The organism is Micromonospora sp. NPDC000663 (assembly GCF_042898105.1).
Taxonomy (GTDB): Bacteria; Actinomycetota; Actinomycetes; order Mycobacteriales; family Micromonosporaceae; genus Micromonospora.
In genome coordinates, this window is sequence record NZ_JBIAYR010000012.1 from 38,235 (window position 1) to 57,787 (window position 19,553).

Here is a 19,553-nt window from a genome sequence, read left to right on the forward strand (position 1 = left end):
CCAGACGATCCCTCCAGGCAGTGGCGCACCGGGTCGGGATCGTCGTCGGCGCCGACTCAGGGGTCGTCGTGCACCAGGCGCAGGCAGCGCGCCAGGCTCGCGCAGCGCGTCAGCGCGCCAGGCTCGCGCAGCGCGTCAGCGCGCCAGGGTCCTGGCGAGCCCGCGCAGGGCGACAGTGGGCAGCAGGACCGAGAGGCCGGCGTGGGTGCGCAGCGTGGACATGTCCCGCCACACCCGCTCGAGGCGCTCACCGTGCCGCAGGGCACTCGAGCCCGCCGTGGGGATGATGTACTGCCCCATCGCTTCCCAGCACAGGTTGGCGGCCTGGCGGCAGATGGCCGAGAGGCGCAGGTCCGATTCCCTGGTCGCGGCGGCCGGACCCTGGGCCGCCACGTGGTGCCACTGCTGAATCGCGTTCAGCAGGGCCGCCTCGGCGGTACCGATCATCCCGAAGGCGTCGCTGTACCAGAGCTGGTAGTCCGGGTCCTGATAGCGGGGCACCATCGGCGGCGCCAGAGTCGTCCGGTCGCGCAGCAGGTCCTCGTACGCGTCGAGCGCTCCCCGCGCCATGCCCACCGCCATCGAACAGTTGAGGAGGCTGATGAAGGCATGCAGCGTGCCCCCGTACTCCGGGTTGCCGTGCAGGGTCCGCCCAGGCGTGCCCGACGTCGCGTCGTGCTCGACGATCCGTACGCCTGGTTGAGCCAGGTGGTCGGGGATGTGGCTGTTCTCCATCGTGATGCTGTGCGAACCGCTACCCCGCAGGCCCAGAAGCTGTCCCCAGTCGTCCAGCCGCGCCCACTGGCGCCGCGGCGCCACGAAGAGCAGCGTCGACGGAGGGCTTCCACCTTCCCCGGGCATCAGTGCGTGTGCCATGAAGTGGGTCCCGTACGGCGCTCCGGAGCAGTATGACCAGGTGCCGTTGACCGTCCAGCCGCCGCCGGCAGCGGGTACTGCGGATCCGCTGGGAACCGCGGTACTGGGACACACGAAGTCGCCGCCGCTGAAGAGTTCCGCCTGCGCCCGCTCGTCGAACATCGTCGCGGCCATGAGCGCGTGCGAGGCCCCGAGGCTGTACATCCAGCCGGTCGAGGAGCAGCCACGTACCAGAGTCATGGAGACACGAAGGAAGGTCTCCACCGCGAATTCGTACCCACCGTAGCGACGGGGCACCAGGATCCGGTAGAAGCCGTTCCGGGCGAAGCGTTCGTGGATGTCCTCGGCGTAGAAACCGCGCTCCTCCACCTCGGCCTGGCGTTCTATCAGTTCGGGGACCATCGCCTCGGCTCTCGCTATCACCCGGGCCGGGGTGAGGCCCGGCTCGGGCAGCGGGGGGAGGTCGAGTTCGGCGGTGTTCATGTTCGCGGTCATTGACCATCCATCTCTGGTGTACTGACGATCGCCGCTGGCACGGGGACGACTGGTCGCCTCCACAGGTCCACCGTCGTCCCTGACCGCCGTTGTCGACCACTTCGCGGTTGCCGGGCCACCGTCCGGAACGGTGGTGGTCGCCCCGCCGCTGGCCGGACGGGAGTCGTGTGAGGGCCGGGTCAGCCCATCCCGGCGACGACGGACGCCAGCAGCGACCAGTCCATCGGCGCGTCGTGGTCCAGGGCCACCAGCACGACGTCGGCCTCAGCTGCCGTCGCCCGCCACGAACGGAGCAGCTCCCGGTCGCGGCTCGCCACCCACTGTGGAGCGGGCTCCGGCGGGTGCGGTCCGCTCGGCGCGGCCGGTTCGACGGCCAGCACCTTCGGCCCCACGCCGATCCGCCTGCGCACCGTCTGGGCGAACTCGGCCGCCTGTGTCACCAGTCCGCCGTACGCGGCCAGAACGGTGCCGCCCGGAGCGTCGATGGTCGCCAGCCGCGCCGGCACGTCCTGCGGGCGCCCGTCGGGCACGTCGAGGACCGCCACCTTGAACCAGCGCTCGAATTCCGCCACAGCCTGCGCCGGCCAGGCCGCGTCCCCCTGCAGCAGGACCAGCGCGGCCCGGTCCGTACGTCCAGACCAGCGCAGCGGCGGCGTGCCGGCGGCGAGCTGCTCCTGTCGGATCCGCTGTGCCTGGTCGGCGGCGGTGGCCGCGGCCACGATGTCGTCCAGACGGAGCTGGATGCCCAATTCACGTCGTACGTGGGCGCGCAGCTTCCAGGCGTTCGGCAGGTTCCCGGCGAGCTGGCCGTAGTCCTCATCGTGGTCGACGCGTTTCCCGGCCACCGACTCCCACGCCTCGTGGACCCAGCGTGTCTCCTGGTCGCTCTCGGCGTTGTCGCGTCGCGGTGGCCTGATGCGGGAGAGGGCAGTCCGATCGATCTTGCCGGTCGCGGTCAGTGGCATCGTGCTCAGCAGCGCGTACGAGGACGGCACCATGTACGCCGGCAACACCTGGCGGGCGTGCGCCGCGACCCGGCTCACCAGCTCCTGGCCGGCCCCCGGCTGTCGTGGCTGCAGGAACGCCACGATGCTTCTGCTGTCGCGGTCCCGGCCGGCCACCACGGTCGCGGCGACCGCGATGTCCGGGTGACCACTGAGGACGCGCTCGATCTCGTCCGGTTCGATGCGATGCCCGCGAATCTTGACCTGACGATCGTTGCGTCCCCGCAGTTCCAGTCGGCCGTCGGCGCGCCACCGGGCCAGGTCACCCGTTCGGTAGAGGCGGCCCCCCTCGCCGGTCGGGTCGGGCACGAACCGCTCGGCGGTCTGCCCGGGCGCACCGACGTAACCCCGGGCCACCCCGACGCCGCCGATGTAGAGCTCGCCGACCACACCGGGTGGCACCGGCAGACCCGCGGCGTCGAGGATCCGCAGCCAGACGCCGGGCAACGGACGGCCGACCGGCACGATCGACGGCTGCGGCTCCCGCGGCAGTCGTTCGCACACCGCGTACATCGAGGCCTCCGTGGGCCCGTAGGTGTGCCAGAACTCCTTCGTGCAGGCAACCAGGCGGCTGGCCAGTTCGGGCGAGACGACGTCGCCGCCACACGACACGGTCAACCGCGGATCGCCCGACCAACCCGTCGCGAACAATATCCGCCATGTCATGGGCGTCGCCTGCATGACATCGGGTCGATGCCGTTCCAACACGGCCTGCAACTCGGCTCCGTTGCGCGCCTGGGCGCTGGTCGCCAGGATCGTCCGTCCGCCGCTGGTCAGGGCGAGGAAGGTCTCCAGCATCGCGATGTCGAAGGAGATCGTGGTCACCGCGAGCAGCGACTGTTCCGGCTGGAAGTCAAGGAGCTTCCGGGTGGCGACCAGGCAGTTCGCCAGGCCGCGGTGGGTCACCGCGACGCCCTTGGGACGGCCGGTGGACCCGGAGGTGTACAGCACGTAGGCCAGCGAGTCCGGGTGCGGCGGCCGGCGGATCGGTGCCGGGGTGGCCGCCAGCAGGTCGCCCAGCGGCACCACCGGTACGCCGAGCGCCGTCACCCGGTCGGCCGGCAGGCTGCCGTCCGTGATCACCCCTCCGCATCCGCTGTCACTGACGATGTACGACAGGCGCTCGATGGGATGGTCCGGATCCATGGGCGCGGCGGCCAGACCGGCGCGGGCGACTCCGAGCAGGATGGCCGGTAGCTCCACACGACGGGCCACGAGAATGCCGATCGGTGTTTCCGTGGGGAGCTGGAGCGCCGTCAGCCCGGCGGCGATCCGGTCAGCCGCAGCGTCCAGGTCCGAATAGGTCTGTGCGACGTCGGCCATCACCACTGCCGTTCGCTGGGGCGTACGCCTGATCCACCGACCGACCAACTCGACGAGTGTGTCGTCACCGCTCGCGCGAGGGGTTGGCGCCTCCCACGTCGCGAGCCGGGCCCGGTCGGTCGGGTGGATCACGTCGAGCGCGCCGATCGGTCCGGCGGGGGACCGGACCAGCTCGTGCAGCAGGGTCGAGTAGCTGCGCCCCATCCGATCGAGGGTGTCCTGGTCGAACAGCCCTACCGCGCCTCGCCACGCCCCGACGACGCGATCGTCATCGAACGTCACGTCGAATTCGAGCTCGTACGGCGAGTGCGTGACCTGTAGATCGATGTCCCTGGCCCCCATGGCGGCCCAGGTGGTGGGCCGGTCAGTCGCCGTGTCACACCGGAACCCGACCTGGACGTCGACCCCGGCGTCCCGCTCGGACCGCAGCGCCCGCGTCAGCAGCGCGTTCAGCACGCCCGGATGGTCCACCGGCCGCGTCGCCGTGGTGTGCTCGGCCTGGACCGCGTCGACGACCGACGTGTGCGCGTCGAGGGCGTGGCGAAGAATCTGGATGTCCTCGGGCGTGACCTCGGTGTCGCCGGTTCGGGTGGGCGTCGGTGAGCCGATCGGCACGTCCGACTCGCCGGTCTCGCGCAGGAGAAGGACGCGCAGGGCACACCGCAGGACGGTGGCCGGGGAGACGCCGACCCGGTCGGCGAACCGTCGTACCTGCGAGGTCTGGCTCGGCTCCAGCGACCAGGGCGTCGTGATCGACCGACCGTGACTGCGCCCACGGCCACGGCTGGCGGGCCAGGCGATCGCCTGCGGTGCCGCGGTCAGGGCACCGACGCTGTCGAGCGTGGCGGCAGCGTCGGCGACGCGGTCAGGGCCCTCCTGCTCGGTCAACGGCGTGCCGGTCGACGGCCAGGGCGGACCGGTGAGTGCCGCGGGATAGCGCTCACCCAGCTCGTCGAGCAGCCGCGACGCTGCCGAACGGCCGCCAACCGCCGCGTGGATGGTCAGCGCCACGAGGGTGCCACCGCCCTGCACCGGATACCCGCCCACCCTGATGGCGGGCCCGTCGTCCAGGTCGAAAGGACGGCTCGCGTCGGCGGCGGCCACCGTGAGCGCGGTCGCCAACGGTCCCGGAACGCCGGCGACGAACTCGACGGGCCATCCTTCACTCGGCACCAGCAGCGGTTCTCCGTCGACGTCGCGGAAGTGCATGCGCAGCGCGGCGTGGCGACGCTGGAGATCCGCGCACGCGGCAGCCAGCGCCGCGAGGACCACGTCACCCGCCACCAGAACCGCCCGGCTGTGGTGCAGACCGCCGGCCCAGAAAGCCGTCTGTTCGCCCAGATACAGGCAGAGTTGGTTGGCTGTCGGTCGCCGCGCGAACGACGGGATGTCGCTGCTCATTGCTCCTCCTTCGCCTGCGCGCCGGTCGTCGCCGACACCGGGTGTCGTCGCCGGACCGGGCATCCGTGTCACGACCGGTCCCGCAGCCGGGCGACCGGCATGTGCCCTACAACGCGTTGACAAAGTCAGCCAACCGGGCGGTGCCCTCGACGATCTCGTCGTGCTCGAGCGCGGAACACGACAGCCGGATGCGTCGTTCGCCACCCCGGGCGAGGTGGAAGCCGCGCATCGGGGTCCAGAGGACGCCGAACGTCTCCGCGGACTGCCGCAACAGCGCGTCGTCGGCCTCGACCGGGAGTTCGACCTGGACGAAGTAACCGCCCTCGGGTGCCCACCAGCGAACCCGGGCACCCCGCTGACCGGGCTCGCCGAAGTGGTGCGCGAGCCGCTCGAGGAGGACGGCCCGGTTGCCGCGCAGATGCGCCGCCTTACGCTGGCCGAGCGCGGCGATGGAGCCCCCGTGTTGAATGAGGAGCCCGCCGATCAGGGCCTGAGCCAGCGGGGAGGTGTTCAGGGTGACCGCGTTCTTGGCTGCGGCGATCATGGCGGCCAGTCGGACCGGTGGGCCGGACGGCGACGTGACCCACTGGTCAGCCACCACGTAACCCACCCGGGCTCCCGGTACCGCGACCTTCGCGAAGGTGCCGGTGTGCACCACCCGACCCTCGCGGTCGAGCGCCTTCAGACTGGGCAGCCGGTCGTCCGGGGCGGCCGTGAAGGCATACGGATTGTCCTCGATCAGGATGAGGTCGAGGTCCGACGCCGCCGCCAGCAGACGGTGTCGGGCGGCGAGCGAGAGCCGGCATCCCGACGGGTTCGCGAAGTCGGGGGAGACGTACAGCGCCCGCAGGCGCCGGCCGGCAGCCCGCTCCCGCTCCGACGCCGTACGGAGGGCCGCCAGGTCCGGGCCGGTGCCGTCGTCCGGCACCGGGTGGACCACTACGTCCAGCGAGTCGGCAGCTGCGACAGCGCCGACATAGGACGGATCGGGGACGGCCAGGCTGGAACCGGGCGGATGAAGGACACGCAGGGTGAGAAAGAGCGCCTCCTGGCAACCGACAGTCATCACGATCGCGTCAGGCGAGACGTCGATGGCCTCGTCCGCCCGCAGGGCGGCGGCGACCAGATCGTTGATGATCCCCTTGCTCGGGCCGTACTGGAACAGCTGTCGGCGTACCGCCTCCTCGCCGAGGCCGGCGGCCCGCCGGGCCTCGACGTAGGTGTCCAGCAGCGGACCGACGGCGATGTCCGCGAAGAACGGCTCGTAGGGGGCGCCCGGCGCGAACGAGATCGCGTCCGGGAACGCGGCCACGATCTCGTTGAGCATGGTCATCGCGGCGACCTGCCGGCTCGACACGCTGCGATGCAGGTCATCGGCGTGGAGATGCGCGCCGGTGCTCACCGTTGCCGTTGCATCCACTGTTGCTCCAACCGGTGCAGGACGTCCTGGCTGTACAACCGCTGAACCTGGACCTCGGCGAACTCGGCGAGGTAGCCACGGAGGTGATCCTCGGGCTCCTCGAAGGCGGTGATCATGTGTCGATTGGCGAGCACCGCCGGGTTGTCCATGGCGTGCACGGCCTCGTCAATCGCGCCGTCGACCTCCTCCTCCGCCACGACGGCGTCGCACAGCAGGGCCGCGGCCGGCTCGCGGGCCCCGATCCGCCGACCACCCAGGAGTACCTGTCGGGCCAGCCTGGGGCCGAGGACGCGGCCGAGCCGGAGGTTCGCCGCACCGGGCACGATGCCCTCACGCGCCGCCGGCAGCGTGAAGTAGGCCGTGTCCGAGCTGATCACGTAGTCGAAGGTCAGCATCAGCTGCATGCCACCGCCGATGGCGAACCCGTCGACGACCGCGATCCAGGGCTTGCCGCCCCGAGCCGTCGGATCGGCCTGCTGCCGGGGATCCCACAGGCCACGCTGGATCTTGCTCAGGTAGCCCATCTCACGCTGCATGACGAAGCCCAGAAAGGGGATCTGCCCGGCGCACAGCAGGCTCAGGTTGATTCCCGAGCTGAAGACCCGCCGGCCCGCGTATCTCGGGTGCTCCATGACGGCGCCCCGCAGGACGCCCACGCGTACCCCCGGATCCAGCAGGGCCAGGTCGATCGCGATCTCCAGCTGCTGGCCGAGGGGCTCGTCCTCCGCGTTGAGGTACCGCTGGTTGGCGACGGTTATCTCGGCCACCCCGTCCGTGCGCCGTACCGACACCACAGGCATCTCGACCGCGCCAGTCCGTTGGAACTCCGCCAGCCGCGAACGGGCCTCGTCGGTCGGCAACCGCTGCGAGCGCAGCAGGTCGGCGCCGGCACCGGATCTGAGCAGCGCGGAGGACGCGATGCCCTGGTCGATCTCGAGGCCTTCCTTGGCGGACTGGCGGCGGCCGCGTTCCATCTCCATCTCCGCCCGGTTCGGCGTCAGGCCGGGAACGATGTCGGCCAGCAGGTACGACAGATCGGTCAAGGACAGCCGTCGCAAGCTCGCTCCGACGGCCTCGCGGTAGAGCAGCTCCGACTGATCGCGCAGAAGCCGACGCCTCGCGGTCCGGGCGCGTACCTGCGCCGAGGTGGCTCGGGCCTGCTGGTCGGGGCTGCGGTCAGCGGGAGCGGGCAACGTCGACACCAGATCGGCCGCGCGCGCGGCGGCATCGGTCACCTCGGCCCGTAAGCGGTCCCGCACCCGGGAGGTGGCTGGTGGTGTCACGCCGACTCGGCAGGGGGCGCGGCCAGCAGGACTGGCAACTCGTCACGGCCGTTCATGATGAACGTGCTCTGCGGCTTGATGTCCGATGCCGGAACCGCGAGGGCAAGGTCGGGGAAACGGGTGAACAGCGCGGAGACTGCGATCTCGGCCTCCACGCGGCCGAGGGCCTTGCCGATGCAGCTGTACGCGCCGTGGCCGAAGGACAGGTGGTCCTTCGACGGCCGGGCGATGTCGAAGGAACCGGCGCTCGTGCCGTGGATGGCGGGATCGCGTCCGATGGCGGCGAAATTCATGAGGACCGGATCGCCCGCACTCATCGTCACGCCGCCGAGCTGAACATCCTCGGTGGGAAACCGGAATGGCAGATGTGCCACCGGCGCCTCGACGCGAAGGGTTTCCTCGATCGCGTCCTGCCACGAGGCCTTCCCGGACCTGACCAGCTGCAACTGGTCGGGATGGGAGAGCAGGGCGAGTACCGAATTGACCACCAGGTTCGTGACGGTTTCGGTGCCGGTACCCAGCAGGAACGACAGATTGCCGATGATCTCGCCGTCGCGCAGCTCCGAGCCGTCCTCCTGCTGGGCGGCGATCAGATCACTCATGAGGTCGTCCGCGGGGTGTTGGCGCCTGGCCTCGACCACCGCGGCCAGCTCCATCAGTCCCCGTTCGACACTCGCGGCGATCTCCTCGCTGGTCTTGGTCGTGTCGATCTGCGCCTCGCCGTCGCCCAGGATGGTTCCCCGGGCCGCCTCGGGAATACCTACGACATCGAAGATCACGCGGGCGGCGAGGGGGTAGGCGTATCTCGCCTTGAGGTCCACCACCGTGCCGGCCGAGGTGCCCGCGAGGTCCGCCAGCAGGCTCGCAACGATCTTGTCGATCGTCGGCCGCATCGCCTCGATCCGTCGCGGCGTGAATCTCTTCGCCACAAGCGCGCGCATGCGACTGTGCGCGCTTCCGTATGTCGTGTTCATGTTGTCCATGAGCGCCCAGTCGATGAGTGGGAAGCTCGGGTCGACCTCGCCGTGGACGTACGCGGTCCAGTGCTGATGCCCGTCCTTGGAGAGGCGATGGTCGCTCAGCGCCTGCCTACCCGCGTCGTAACCGGTGATCGACCACGCCCGTACACCGTTCGGAAGTTCGACCTGGGCGACCGGCCCGTGCTCGCGGATCCTCGCGTTCTCCGCATGGATATCGACACCTGAGGTGTCGATGACGACCGGAGGGGTTTCTTTCTGCATAACGCCGTCCTCGCTGCTCAGTTAGACCAGCCCTTGCGCCCGAATTGGCGGACATTCTTCGATGACGATGACATGGCATTCCCACGGACACATCTTGCGGAATGCTGACGCTGGCGCCCCGGTTGCCGTTCCCGGCATCCCGTCCACGGCCCGGCGGACCGCCCGACGCCCAATCGCCGGCGGGTCCTGATCCGATCAGTAGGTGACGACGGCCCGGAAGCGGACATCTCCAGCGGCTACGCGGTCGACGGCCTCGGCGATCTCTTCCTTGGGAAAGACCTCGATGTGAGCCGTGACGGCACCGCTGGCTGCCAGGTCGAGGGCCTCGACGAGATAGGGCAGGCCATTGTGGGTGGCGCCGAGAATTGTCTGACCCTTGGCGAAGAACTGTCGTGACGGGTCGATGGTGAAAGAGCCCGCCGGGTCAATTGTCGCGAGCACCATGCGGCCATTGACCCGGAGGCCGGAAAGGCATTCGGCGGCGGCCCCGTAGGAGGTGCCGGTGACGACGACGACGTCCGCGCCGCCGATCTTCGCGAGGCCCTCCCCGTCGGACACCACGTGGTCGGCGCCGAGCCCGCGGGCGAGTTCGGTCTTGTCCGGACTGCTGGTCACTGCCACGGTCTCGAAGCCGCAGGCCCTGCTGAACTGCACGGCCAGGTGGCCGAGGCCGCCGATGCCGAGCACGGCGACCCGCTCGTGCGGCTGCGGGTTCCCGGCCCGCAGGGCCGACCAGGACGTGTACCCGGCACACAGCAGCGGCGCGGCCATCTCGTAGGACAGGGCGTCCGGCAGCAGCACGGTGGAGGACGCCGGCACCGCCAGATACTCGGCATGACCACCCGGCCTGGTCAGCCCGGTCATCGCGGGGGAGACACAGTTCATGCCCGTGATGCCGGTGACCGGGAGGTTGAGCCGGCAGTGGTCGCACGAGCCGCAGCCACCCTGGATCCAGGTGGCGCCGACCCGGTCGCCGACCCTGCGCGAGGTCACCCCGGCGCCTACCTCGACGACCTCACCGGCGGGCTCGTGCCCGACGATTGTCGGCTCGATCGGCGGATACGGATACGTACCGTCGGTGAGCCACACGTCGTTGCGGCACAGACCGCTCGCGTGCACGCGGATGAGCACCTCGCCTGGACCCGGCACGGGCGTGGGAACCTCGCGCAACTCCCAGGCCTGACCGACTGCGGGACACACTGATGCCAGCATCACGACGACGCCTTTCGCGTATGACCGGCCAGGAGAGCCGGCCGTTCCGGACAATGAGGGGCCGCAGCAGGGCTCAGCGGCGCGGCGGGCGCTCCGAGCTGGCCGCGCCTGGTGGGGTCGCCCCGGAGGCCGCCCGCCGTCCACAGCCGGCACCACAGGTGCCGTGCGGCGAACGGCGGACGGCCTTTCCGGGGCGGTGAGATCAGGTGCCGCCCACCGCCCAGCCACCACCGGTGGCGGTGTTCACGGTCGCGGCACGGTGACGGACGCGCCGATCAGACGAACGGCGTGTTGCTGTCCAGCCCGCAGACGATCCGGCCGTACAGCTCCAGGTTCGTCTTGGGGTGCAGGATGGCGTGCAGGTTGAGCGCCTGCACGTCCCGCTGGATTCGCTGGATCGGCACGTCCTGGTGGATGGAGGAGCCGCCGCTCGCACCCTGCAGGATGTCGACCGCCTCCTTGGCCCGCTGGCAGGCGGCGCCCAGGTCGAGTCGTACGCGAGCCCGCTCCTCGAGCGTCCAGGCCTCGCCCGCCCGGCCCTTGGTGTCGATCATGTTCGCCGCGCGGCGGGCGTGGAAGCCGACCTCGTCGATGTTGGTGATCGCCTCGGCGATCTCCAGGTGGGTGATGGGCGCCTCGGCCTGGTTCTCGTAGTTGGTGTAGGTGATCTTCCGGCCGGGCAGTCGCTCCAGGAAGGCGTCCTTCGCGGCCATGGCCAGACCGAGGGCCGGCGCGCTGATGGTGGCGCACGCGGTAGGCATGAAGGGGGCTTGGTAGATCGTCGCGTTCGCGTTCCGCTCGGACCGGTGCTGACCCTGCAACACCGGGCCCATCTGCAGCACCCGCTCCGCCGGGATGAAGACATCCTTGGCGATGGTGGTGATGCTGCCGGAACCGCGCAGACCCGAGGTGTGCCAGTCGTCGATGATCTCCAGATCGGCGATCGGGACCGCGACCATGACCGGTGCGAAGCCACCGTCCCCGGTCGGCGTGACTGCGGCGTTCGTGTTCCAGGTGCTCTGTTGAGCGCCCGTGTTGAACGACCACTTCCCGTTGATGACGAAACCGCCGTCGGCCGGGACGGCCACGGCGCCGGGACTGAGGATCCCGCTGATCCGCACGTCAGGAGTCGCGAAAATCTCGTCCTGCACCTCGTCGGGGAACAGCCCCGTCATCCAGGTGCTGATCGACCACACCGCGACCGTCCACGCGGTCGAGCCGTCGCCGCGCCCCAGCTCCGCCAGGACGTCCACGACAGTGCCCATGTCGGACTCGTATCCGCCGTAGCGGACCGGCACCCGCATCTTCAGGATGCCCGCGTCGGTGATCGCCTCGATGACCTCGTCGTGGATCCGCCGGTTCTCCTCCATCCAGAGAGCCTTTTCCCGCAGGAGCGGGACAAGCGCGGAGGCGCGACGAACGAGCTCATCCTTGGGCGGCGCCTGGGTAATCTCCATCGAGTTTCTCCTTAGCAGGTGTCCCGCTGCCGCGCTGCGTCACAGGGCCCGAGATCGGAACCAGCGGCCTTCCAGACGTTTCCAGGCCGGACTGTCCGCCGCGCCTTCCCGGTTGCTGCTCGGCCGGCCTGGCTGACTCGCCTCAGTGTGGAGCAGCACCGGAGATGCCGGGGACGGCGCGGCGGCCCAGATTCGAACACTGTTCGGCAGTGACACGAGCGTTCATGGCGCCCAGCGGCCGACACCGGTCGCCTGATCCCGTCGAACCGCCCGAGCAAGATCGGAGGTGGAGGCGGGTCGCGCGGCTGCGACGCTCCCAGAGCGCTGCACGCAGCGAACCAGCACCTGCTTCCGCCTGTCGGTTAGCCAGCGCGGATCGATTCGTTCCAGCCAGGATGGGGATGACCATGGCTAATCGCTTCGACGCCGATGGTGGGAAGCTTGACCCGGGGGTACCGCCGATTCCGGCGCCCGACGGCCCGGTTCGCGGCCGGGAGCCGGCGTCGCCGCGCGAAGAGATCCTGTGCGAGCTGTTCGCACAGGTGCTGGGCGTCGACAGGGTGGGAGTCGAGGACAGCTTCTTCAATCTGGGCGGCCAGTCCCTGCGGGCCATCCGGCTGATCAGCCGCATCCGAGCGGTGTTCGGCGTAGAGGTCCCGGTCCGTGCGCTGTTCTGGAATCCGACGGTGGCGCAGCTGGCCAAGGCCATGGGGGAGGCCGGCAGTTCCCGGCCTGCGCTGGTGGCCACGTCGCGGCCCGAGCGGCTGCCACTGTCGTTCGCCCAGCGGCGGCTGTGGTTCCTGGCCCGGCTCAACGGACCGAGCTCCGTCTACAACATGCCGTTCGCCTGGCGGTTGCAGGGCCGGCTGGACGTGGACGCGCTGAGGGCGGCGCTGCACGATGTGGTCGGGCGGCACGAGTCGCTGCGTACGGTGTTCCCCGAGGTGGACGGCCAGCCGTACCAGCAGATCCTCGAGGCCGCCGAGGCGACGCCGGACGTGACGGTGGTGGAGGCGGATCCGGCGACCCTGCCCCGCCTTCTCGAGCAGGCCACGCGACACGTCTTCGACCTGGCGACGGCGCTGCCGGTCCGGGCCTGGTTGTTCCGGCTGGCGCCCCAGGAGCATGTGCTGCTGCTGATGACCCACCACATCGCCTGCGACGGGTGGTCGATGGGCATCCTGATGCGCGACCTGGCCGAGGCGTACCGGGCCCGCGCGGAGGGCCAGGCGCCACGGTGGGCCGAGTTGCCCGCGCAGTACGCGGACTACACCATGTGGGAGCGTGACCTGCTCGGTGACGGCGTCCAGGCGAGCAACCTCCTGTCCGACCAGGTCGACTACTGGACCTCCGCGCTGCGGGGCCTGCCCGACGAGCTGAGGCTGCCGTACGACCGGCCGCGCCCGATCGAACCGACCGACCGTGGCGGCGCCGTCGGGATCACACTGGACGCCGGACTGCACCGTGGACTGGAGGCGCTGGCGGCCGCGCACAAGACGACGCTGTTCATGGTGCTGCATGCCGGGCTGGCGGCCCTGCTGTCGCGGTGCGGCGCGGGCACCGACATCCCGATCGGTACGCCGGTGGCCGGCCGGTCCGACGAAGCGGTCCACGACCTGGTCGGCTTCTTCGTCAACACCCTCGTGCTGCGCGCCGACCTGAGCGGCGACCCGAGCTTCACCGAGCTGCTGGCCCGCATCCGCGAGACCGACCTCGCCGCGTACAGCAATCAGGACGTGCCCTTCGAGCGCCTGGTGGAGATCCTCAACCCGGCCCGTTCGGTGTCCCGGCACTCGCTGTTCCAGGTGATGCTCATCTCCGACAACGCGGTCACCCGCCGGTGGCAGCTGCCCGGCCTGCGGATCGAGCCCGAGGCGGTCGGCCACGAGACGACGAAGTTCGACCTGTCGCTCTTCGTCCGCCCGCTGCACAACGCCGACGGCTCACCTGCGGGCATCCGTGCCACCTTCGAGTACGCCACCGACCTCTTCGACGAATCGACTGTCGAGGCCCTCGCCGAACGACTCACCCGACTGCTGCGCCAGGTCGCCGACGACCCGGCCCGGCCGGTCAGCGAGCACGAGTTGCTGGACGACGCCGAGCGGCAGCGGATCCTGCACGAGTGGAACGACACCTGCCGGTCGGTGCCCGAGCACACCCTGCCTCGGCTGTTCGAGCAGCAGGCGGCCCGGACGCCGGACGCCACGGCGGTGCTCTCCGGCGGGAGCAGCCTCTCCTACGCCGCGCTCGACCACCGCGCCAACCAGCTCGCCAGGCACCTGGCCGCCGGCGGGGTCGGCCCGGAGCAGTCGGTGGCTGTCGCTCTGCCGCGCGGCGAGCTGCTGGCCGTCGCGCTGCTGGGCGTGCTCAAGGCCGGCGCCGCGTACCTGCCGGTCGATCTGGCCCGGCCCGCCGGGGAGGTCGACCTCGTCCTCGCCGACGCCCGGCCGGCGGTCCTGCTCGCCGACGAGGCCACTGCCGCCGGCGTACCCATGGCCGGTGGCCCCCCGGTGATGATCCTGGACGACCCCGCCACCCGCGCCGCGCTGGCGAGCGTGCCGGGGAGCGCCCTCGCCGACGACGAGCGGGCCGCCGCGCTGCGCCCCGACCACCCGGCGTACGTGGTCCACCCGGCCGGCCCGACAGACGCCCTCCATGGCGTCACTGTCACCCACCGCGGCGTCGTCAACTACTGCGCCTGGGCCGCCGACACCTATCGCGTCGAGGCGGGAGGCACGGCGCCGGTGGCCGCCCCTGTGTCGTCCGGCCCCGACATCAGCTCGATCCTGGTGCCGCTGCTCGCCGGGGCCACCGTCGCGCTGCTCCCGCAGGACGGCGGACCGCTGACCGCAGTCCTCAACGGCGCGGCGGGTCCGGTGGCGCCGGTCCGGCTCGAGCCCTCGGACCTGCGGGCGATGGCCGGGCAGGAGGACCGGGCCGCCGAGCGGCAGACGGTGCTCGTCGTCGCCGGTGAGACCCTTCCGTCGTCGCTGGCACACGACTGGTCGCGCGGCGGTGCGGAGATCCACCGCGAGTACGGACCGGAGGAGTGCACAGTCGGCTGTGTCGCGCACCGCGCCGGCGACGACAGCGGTCTCGTCGTACCGATGGGGCGTCCGATCTGGAACACGCGGGTGTTCGTGCTCGATGACCGGTTGCGGCCGGTGCCGCCAGGAGTAGACGGTGAGCTGTACGTGGCCGGTGCGCCGCTGGCCCGGGGGTACCTGGGTCGGCCGGGGGCGACGGCGGAGCGGTTCGTCGCCTGCCCGTTCGGCGTGGGCGAGCGGATGTTCCGGACCGGCGATGTGGTCCGGTGGCGTCCGGACGGAACCCTGGAGTTCGCCGCGCCTATCGAGGAGCAGACCTCACCAGCCGCGGAGGCGGACGCTGGTGGCGGAGCGCCGGCCTCGCCGCAGGAGGAGATCCTGTCCGAGCTGTTCGCGCAGGTGCTCGGCGTGGACCGGGTGGGGGTCGGCGACAGCTTCTTCGACCTGGGCGGGCACTCCCTGCTGGCGGCAGTCCTCGTCGCGCGGATCACTGATCGTTTCGGTGTGGAGCTGCCCCTCAAGACCTTCTTCGCCAACCCGTCGGTCGGCGCGGTGAGCGCGCACCTGGGCGATGTCCCCAGCGGCGCGCGGGTCGGATCGTCCGCCACGGGTGAGTAGTACCGGTACCACAGTCAATCGACAATCGTGGCTCGACCAGAGGATCTCGATGAGTGAATCCAGGGAACAGTTCGTTGACAGTGCCTATGTAGCGCCGGATGGTGAGGTGGAGCAGTCGGTCGCGCACATCATCGCTGACGTGCTTGCTGTCGACCGGGTCGGTCGTACCGACAGTTTCTATGATTTCGGCGGCACCTCGCTCGCGGCCATCAAGATCTGCGCTCGCCTCGAACAGGAGCGTGGTTGGCGGGCGGAGCCGGCCTGGCTGTTCATGAACGACGTCGTCGCGGATTTCGCCCTGCGGGTGTGGTCCGAGTCCGTGCTGGCGGCCGAGGCATGAGCGCACCGAGCAGTTCCCAGCCGCTGATCCACGAGGCCGTCGCCGCGCACGCGACGCGCGACCCCGACGCGCCCGCACTGATCTGGCAGGACCGGGCGATCAGTTACCGCACGCTGGACACGGCCGCGAACACCTACGCCGCCGACCTGGCCGACAGTGGTGTCGGGCCGGGGCAGGTCGTACCGATCCTGCTGGACCGCTCGCCGGAGATGGTGGCGCTGCAACTGGCAGTCCTCAAGACCGGCGCGGCCTACACGAATCTCGACCCGAGCTGGCCGGTGGAGCGCCAGAGACTCATCCTCGATCTCATCTCGCCGGCGGTGACGGTCACCACGGACGACAGGTGGGACGGCCGGTTCGACAGGTACCAGCCCTCGGGCGGCGGCATCGACGACGCGGCGTGGCGCGCCCGTGCGTACGACCCGGTGTCGGTGCCACCGGACTCGCCCGCGACGGTCTTCTTCACATCCGGCACTACGGGCGTCCCCAAGGGTGTGCTGTCGCCGCACCAGGCGGTGACGCGGCTCTTCGGCCCCGAGGGCCTCGACGGCTTCGGTCCCGGCCACGCGACGCCGCAGTTCGCGGCGCTGCCCTGGGACATGTACGCGTTCGAGCTGTGGGGTCAGCTCACGACGGGCGGCACCGTCGTGCTGGTCGCGGAGAGCCTGTTGCCGAACACGCTGCGGTACGTCGTGTCGAGGCACGGCGTCGACACACTGTGGATCACCACCTCGGTGTTCAACCTGTTCGTCGACGTGGCGCCGGACTGCTTCGAGGGCCTTGCCCACGTCTACACCGGTGGTGAGAAGGCGTCGCCGGAGCATGTGCGGGGCTTCCTGACCCACCATCCCGACCTGCCGCTCTGGAACGCCTACGGGCCCGCCGAGAGCTGCATGATCACGACGCTGCGGCGGCTGGTGCCCGCGGACTGCGACGTGCCCGGGGGAGTGCCGGTCGGCACGCCGGTCCGGGGTACCGGCGTGGTGCTGCTCGACGAGCGCGGCACGCGCTGCGGGCCCGGTCGGGAGGGCGAGATCTGCATCGCTGGTCAGGGCCTGGCGAACGGCTACCTGGCGCAGCCGGAGTTGACCCGGGAGAAGTTCCCGACTGTCGACATCGACGGGGTCCCGGATCGGATCTACCGGACCGGCGACATGGGGGTGTGGGACGACGACGGCGTCCTGCACTACCGCGGCCGGCGCGATCGCCAGGTCAAGATCAACGGGCAGCGGATCGAACTCGCCGAGATCGAGTCGGTGGCCGGCTCGCTGGCGGGCGTGCGCAACTGCGTCGCCTTCGCGGTGACCAACAGCGACGGTGTGCCGGTCCGGCTGGCGCTGGTGTACCAGGTCCCGAGACCGGACGCCGATCCGCCCGCCCCGTCGGACGATCCCCTGCGGGTGCATGATCAACTGCGTCGGCTGTTGCCCGCGTACCTGGTGCCGCAGACCATCCGCGGCCTGACGCAGTATCCGGTGACCGCGAACGGCAAGGTCGACCGCGCGGCGCTGCACGAGATCGCCCGGATCTCGCGGCCCGCCACCCGAGTCCGGGCGGGGCGCAACGATGAGCGGTGAACTGGACGCCAACCCCGGCGCGGGCACGCGCTCGCGGATCTTCCCGATGAGCCACGAGCAGCAGGGGCTGTGGATCGACGACGCCCTGTGGGACGGATCGTCCCGACACGTGGAAGCCTGGGTGTGCCGGATCACCGGGCGACTCGACGTCGACGCGCTCGAATGGGCGCTCAGTCAGATCGTCGCTCGTCACGAGGTGCTCCGTACCCGGCTGACCGAGTGGAACGAGGAACCGGTGCAGATGGTCACCGGCCCGGATCCGGTACGCCTGGAGAAGCTCTCCTGCCCGTCGACGGCGCTCGACGACGAACTGGGCCGGATCGTCGGCAAACCGCTCGACCTGGGCGAGTCACCCATGCGCTCGTGGCTGGTCCGCGTGTCTCCGGACGAGGTCGTCCTGGTGGTGCAGCTCCACCACGCCGTCATCGACGACTGGTCGCTGAACATCTTCCAGCGGGAACTCAAGCACTTCTACACCGCCCGGGTACGCGGCCTGGAGCCCGGCCTGGAGCCGCTGCCGGTGCAGGCGGGCGAACTCGCCATCGCCCAGCGGGCCGCGGGGCTGGACCCGACGAACCTCGACTACTGGCGCGAGCGGGTGCGGGACGCTCCCCGGTCGTGCACCATCCCGCCGGCCCGGGCGGTATCCGGGACGGCGACGGGCGACGACGAGCCACTCCCGGGCACGCTGCCGGCCTGGTGGCCGGAGTACGCCCGACGGCGGAACGCGATGGCCGGACATCACGCCTTCGAGATCGGCCCCGAACTCGGCCAGGCGGTACGCGACGCGAGCCGGGCACTGCGGACCACACCGTTCGGCGTCTTCGCGGCGGCGATGGCCGCGATGCTGTGGCAGTACGGCGAGTCCGATGAGGTGATCTTCGGGACGCCGATGTCGCTGCGCGGGTCAGCCGAGGTCGACGACGTGATCGGCGTCCTCATCGGCCTGCTGCCGATGCGGCTGGCCGTCACGGCCGACATGTCGTTCCGGGCGCTCGCCAGGGGCGCCAAGGCGGAGATCCTGGGCGCCATGCAGCATCGCGGCGTCCCGTACCCGATGATCGTCCAGTTGGCGCGCGAGGGCACCGCTCCCGACGCGCCGCCGCCGTGCGATGTGGCGATCGTCGTCGACGACATGGAGTGGGAGCCGTTCTCGCTTCCCGACGTCACCGCGGAGGTGATCCGCCTTCCGGAGCGGTACGCCAAGTTCGCGCTACAGCTCAACCTGGTGGCCGGCCGGGACGGCGGGTACTCGGGCGAGTGGAACTACGAGGCCGAGACCTTCGACCCGGCCACCGTGGCGGAGGCGGCCGGCCGGTTCCTGTCACTGCTGGCGTACGGCGTCGCCGCGCCCGACGAGCCGCTCGGCCGGATCTCCGCTGCCGCCGGGAGCGACAGTGCGTAGCGGCGCGGGGAGCAGCGCCGGACGAGTGCGGCCCAGAAACCAGTGGTTCCCGTTCGGGACCGGCGAGGACGCGGCGGTCCGCCTGCTGTGCCTGCCACATGCCGGCGCCGGTGCGGCGGTCTACCGGGCGTGGGGCCGCGACCTGCCGGCGACGATCGCGGCCTGCCCCGTCCAACCGCCAGGCCGGGAGACGCGACGCTCCGAACAGCCCCTGACCTCGGCCGTGGAGATCGCCCGGCAGCTCGCGCCGGAGGTGCTCAGGACGGTACGACAGCCGTACGCCATCTTCGGCCACAGCACCGGGGCGCTCTGCGCCTTCGAGGTCGTCCGTGAGATCCGCCGCCGGGGCGGTCCCCTGCCGGTCCACCTCTTCGTGGCCGGCAGGCGTGCACCGAGCATCCCGATGATCAGGACCGAGCTGGCCGGGCTGCCTGCGGACGAGCTGGCGGTGGTGCTGCGCCGGCTGGGTGGAACGCCCGAGGAGATCCTGGCGGAGCCGGTGATGCTGGAGCTGATCCAGCCGTTGCTCGTCGCCGACTTCCACGTCAACGAGATCTACAGCTACCACCCCGAACCGCGTCTGCCGGTCCCCATCACGGCGTTCGCCAGCACGCGTGACCATTTCGCGGCTCCGGAACAGGTCGCCGGCTGGGAGCGGGAGACAAGCGACAGGTACGCGCAACTCGTGCTCGACGGTGACCATTTCGCGATCTTCGAGAAGTCCCCGGCGGTGCTCGAGCGGATAGCCGCTGACCTGCGGGTGTGATCGCCGCGCGATGGCGGGCCAGCAGCGCTGACGGCGGCAATCGCGAAGGTGTGACGGATCGTACCGGACTGGAATTGTCAGTGACGGC

Annotated in this window: 12 protein-coding genes; 5 read left to right on the top strand and 7 right to left on the bottom strand. The window is 70.7% G+C overall.

Annotated elements, in window-relative coordinates:
* Positions 1-135: 135 nt before the first annotated feature.
* The 7 genes from ACFY1S_RS26565 to ACFY1S_RS26595 form a co-directional block, all read right to left on the bottom strand.
* Positions 136-1,371, bottom strand: coding sequence for an acyl-CoA dehydrogenase family protein (locus ACFY1S_RS26565; RefSeq protein WP_387123238.1), 1,236 nt, complete (start codon positions 1,369-1,371; stop codon positions 136-138).
* 179 nt (positions 1,372-1,550) lie between these two features.
* Positions 1,551-5,099, bottom strand: coding sequence for an amino acid adenylation domain-containing protein (locus tag ACFY1S_RS26570; protein ID WP_387123240.1), 3,549 nt, complete (start codon positions 5,097-5,099; stop codon positions 1,551-1,553).
* 106 nt (positions 5,100-5,205) lie between these two features.
* On the bottom strand, positions 5,206-6,456 hold the full coding sequence (locus ACFY1S_RS26575) for a PLP-dependent aminotransferase family protein (protein WP_387123242.1): 1,251 nt from the start codon (positions 6,454-6,456) through the stop codon (positions 5,206-5,208).
* A gap of 41 nt (positions 6,457-6,497) precedes the next feature.
* Entirely contained in the window at positions 6,498-7,802 is a 1,305-nt protein-coding gene (locus ACFY1S_RS26580) for an enoyl-CoA hydratase/isomerase family protein (protein ID WP_387123244.1), read from the bottom strand.
* Positions 7,799-9,043, bottom strand: coding sequence for a cytochrome P450 (locus ACFY1S_RS26585; protein WP_387123246.1), 1,245 nt, complete (start codon positions 9,041-9,043; stop codon positions 7,799-7,801). The genes ACFY1S_RS26580 and ACFY1S_RS26585 overlap by 4 nt, the downstream gene beginning before the upstream one ends.
* Before the next feature lie 195 nt (positions 9,044-9,238).
* Positions 9,239-10,255 carry an alcohol dehydrogenase catalytic domain-containing protein gene (locus tag ACFY1S_RS26590; RefSeq protein WP_387123380.1) on the bottom strand — a complete coding sequence of 339 codons (1,017 nt, stop codon included), beginning with the start codon at positions 10,253-10,255 and terminating at the stop codon, positions 9,239-9,241.
* Between the two features lie 275 nt (positions 10,256-10,530).
* Positions 10,531-11,712: an acyl-CoA dehydrogenase family protein gene (locus ACFY1S_RS26595; protein WP_387123248.1), complete on the bottom strand. Its 1,182-nt coding sequence runs from the start codon at positions 11,710-11,712 to the stop codon at positions 10,531-10,533.
* A gap of 407 nt (positions 11,713-12,119) precedes the next feature.
* On the opposite strand from ACFY1S_RS26595, the gene ACFY1S_RS26600 reads away from it, so the two are divergent.
* From ACFY1S_RS26600 to ACFY1S_RS26620, 5 genes are read left to right on the top strand one after another with little or no spacing between them, the layout of a single operon-like run.
* The gene (locus tag ACFY1S_RS26600) at positions 12,120-15,377 is read left to right on the top strand and encodes a condensation domain-containing protein (protein ID WP_387123251.1); all 3,258 of its coding nucleotides are present in this window, start codon (positions 12,120-12,122) and stop codon (positions 15,375-15,377) included.
* A gap of 49 nt (positions 15,378-15,426) precedes the next feature.
* Entirely contained in the window at positions 15,427-15,717 is a 291-nt protein-coding gene (locus ACFY1S_RS26605; protein ID WP_387123253.1) for a phosphopantetheine-binding protein, read from the top strand.
* Complete coding sequence (locus tag ACFY1S_RS26610; RefSeq protein WP_387123255.1) at positions 15,714-17,294, top strand: amino acid adenylation domain-containing protein; 1,581 nt, start codon at positions 15,714-15,716, stop codon at positions 17,292-17,294. The genes ACFY1S_RS26605 and ACFY1S_RS26610 overlap by 4 nt, the downstream gene beginning before the upstream one ends.
* The gene (locus ACFY1S_RS26615) at positions 17,284-18,699 is read left to right on the top strand and encodes a condensation domain-containing protein (protein ID WP_387123257.1); all 1,416 of its coding nucleotides are present in this window, start codon (positions 17,284-17,286) and stop codon (positions 18,697-18,699) included. Before ACFY1S_RS26610 ends, ACFY1S_RS26615 begins: the two co-directional genes overlap by 11 nt.
* Before the next feature lie 25 nt (positions 18,700-18,724).
* On the top strand, positions 18,725-19,465 hold the full coding sequence (locus ACFY1S_RS26620; RefSeq protein ID WP_387123259.1) for a thioesterase II family protein: 741 nt from the start codon (positions 18,725-18,727) through the stop codon (positions 19,463-19,465).
* Positions 19,466-19,553 lie beyond the last annotated feature (88 nt).

What these genes read in the sequence shown, in the direction of transcription:
- ACFY1S_RS26605 (WP_387123253.1), top strand. Translation starts at nt 15,427, where the DNA reads ATGAGTGAATCCAGGGAACAGTTCGTTGACAGTGCCTATGTAGCGCCG.
- ACFY1S_RS26600 (WP_387123251.1), top strand. Translation starts at nt 12,120, where the DNA reads ATGGCTAATCGCTTCGACGCCGATGGTGGGAAGCTTGACCCGGGGGTA.
- ACFY1S_RS26570 (WP_387123240.1), bottom strand. Translation starts at nt 5,099, where the DNA reads ATGAGCAGCGACATCCCGTCGTTCGCGCGGCGACCGACAGCCAACCAA.
- ACFY1S_RS26565 (WP_387123238.1), bottom strand. Translation starts at nt 1,371, where the DNA reads ATGACCGCGAACATGAACACCGCCGAACTCGACCTCCCCCCGCTGCCC.
- ACFY1S_RS26615 (WP_387123257.1), top strand. Translation starts at nt 17,284, where the DNA reads ATGAGCGGTGAACTGGACGCCAACCCCGGCGCGGGCACGCGCTCGCGG.
- ACFY1S_RS26585 (WP_387123246.1), bottom strand. Translation starts at nt 9,043, where the DNA reads ATGCAGAAAGAAACCCCTCCGGTCGTCATCGACACCTCAGGTGTCGAT.
- ACFY1S_RS26595 (WP_387123248.1), bottom strand. Translation starts at nt 11,712, where the DNA reads ATGGAGATTACCCAGGCGCCGCCCAAGGATGAGCTCGTTCGTCGCGCC.
- ACFY1S_RS26590 (WP_387123380.1), bottom strand. Translation starts at nt 10,255, where the DNA reads ATGCTGGCATCAGTGTGTCCCGCAGTCGGTCAGGCCTGGGAGTTGCGC.
- ACFY1S_RS26610 (WP_387123255.1), top strand. Translation starts at nt 15,714, where the DNA reads ATGAGCGCACCGAGCAGTTCCCAGCCGCTGATCCACGAGGCCGTCGCC.